This is a genomic window from Streptomyces griseorubiginosus (assembly GCF_017614965.1).
Taxonomy (GTDB): domain Bacteria; phylum Actinomycetota; class Actinomycetes; order Streptomycetales; family Streptomycetaceae; genus Streptomyces; species Streptomyces griseorubiginosus_B.
The window spans coordinates 1-1536 of sequence record NZ_WVUG01000632.1 but is presented as its reverse complement, the minus strand read 5'-3'; the positions used below and the strand labels follow the sequence as shown (position 1 = coordinate 1536).

The 1536-nt window shown below is 71.2% G+C and carries 1 protein-coding gene; it reads right to left on the bottom strand.

Annotation, left to right across the window (positions count from 1 at the left end):
• Positions 1 to 1536, bottom strand: a 1536-nt coding sequence (locus GRC12_RS44350) for a MinD/ParA family ATP-binding protein (protein WP_244374707.1), incomplete at both ends; no start/stop codon positions are given.

Here is a 1536-nt window from a genome sequence, read left to right as displayed (position 1 = left end):
GGGTAGCCGTAGCCGGGCTGACCGGCGGGCGGGTACGGCTGCGGCGGGTACGGCTGACCCGGCTGAGGCGAGGGAGGCTGCTGGGCCTGCTGGGGCGGCTGGGGCTGCGGCGCCTGGGGATAGGGTCCCGGCTGTCCCGGAACCGGCTGTCCAGGAACCGGCTGTCCCGGAACCGGCTGTCCAGGCACTGGCTGTCCCGGAACGGGCTGCCCCGGCTGACCGTAGTACGGCGTCGCAGGCATCGGCTGTCCGGGCTGGGCGTAGGGCTGGCCCGGCATCGGCTGGCCCGGCATCGGCTGGCCCGGCATCGGTGGGGCCGCGACCGGGGGCGGGTTGCCGTCGTTGGTCCACAGCCCGTGCGACTGCTGATGGCGTACGAAGTCCTCGGCGACCATCGCCGCGAGGTTGAAGTACGCCTCGCGCACCTTGGGCCGCATCATGTCGAGGTCTACCTCGGCGCCGGCCGAGAGGTGCTCGTCGAAGGGCACGACCACGACCCCGCGGCAGCGCGTCTCGAAGTGCGCCACGATGTCCTCGACCTTGATCATCTTTCCGGTCTCCCGGACACCGGAGATCACGGTGATGGACCGCGACACGAGGTCCGCGTACCCGTGCGCCGACAGCCAGTCCAGCGTCGTACTGGCGCTGCTCGCGCCGTCGACGGACGGCGTCGAGATGATGATCAGCTGGTCGGCGAGGTCGAGCACACCGCGCATCGCGCTGTAGAGCAGACCGGTGCCGGAGTCGGTGAGGATGATCGGGTACTGCTTGCCGAGGACGTCGATGGCGCGGCGGTAGTCCTCGTCGTTGAAGGTCGTCGAGACGGCCGGGTCGACGTCGTTGGCGATGATCTCGAGGCCGGACGGCGCCTGTGAGGTGAACCGGCGGATGTCCATGTACGAGTTGAGGTAAGGGATCGCCTGGACGAGGTCGCGGATGGTGGCCCCGGTCTCGCGGCGCACGCGGCGGCCGAGGGTGCCGGCGTCCGGGTTGGCGTCGATGGCGAGGATCTTGTCCTGCCGTTCGGTGGCCAGGGTCGAGCCGAGAGCGGTGGTCGTGGTCGTCTTGCCGACGCCGCCCTTGAGGCTGATGACGGCGATGCGGTAGCAGGACAGCACGGGCGTGCGGATCAGCTCCAACTTCCGCTGCCGCTCGGCCTCTTCCTTCTTTCCGCCGATCTTGAACCGGCTCGGCGCGGCGGCGGGCCGGCCGCTCTTCGCCTTCTGCCGCTTGTTGTTGAGCAGCCGGTCGGAGGACAGTTCCACGGCGGCGGTGTAACCGAGCGGTGCGGCACCGGGGTTGGTGGGCTGCCGCTGATCATGCTGAACAGGCTGCGGCCACCCGGTCCCGGCCCGCGGATCGACAGGCTGCGGCGCCGCCGGCGGCGCCGGATCGGCACCCCCCTGCTGCTGGAACCCTTGGCCGGCCTGCGCATCCGCCTGAGCCTGACCGTACGGCGGAACGCCGGGGTGCGGCTGGTACTGCGGCGGGACGCCGGGCTGTGCCTGGCCGTGAGGGGTGGGCTGGGGCTGTCCC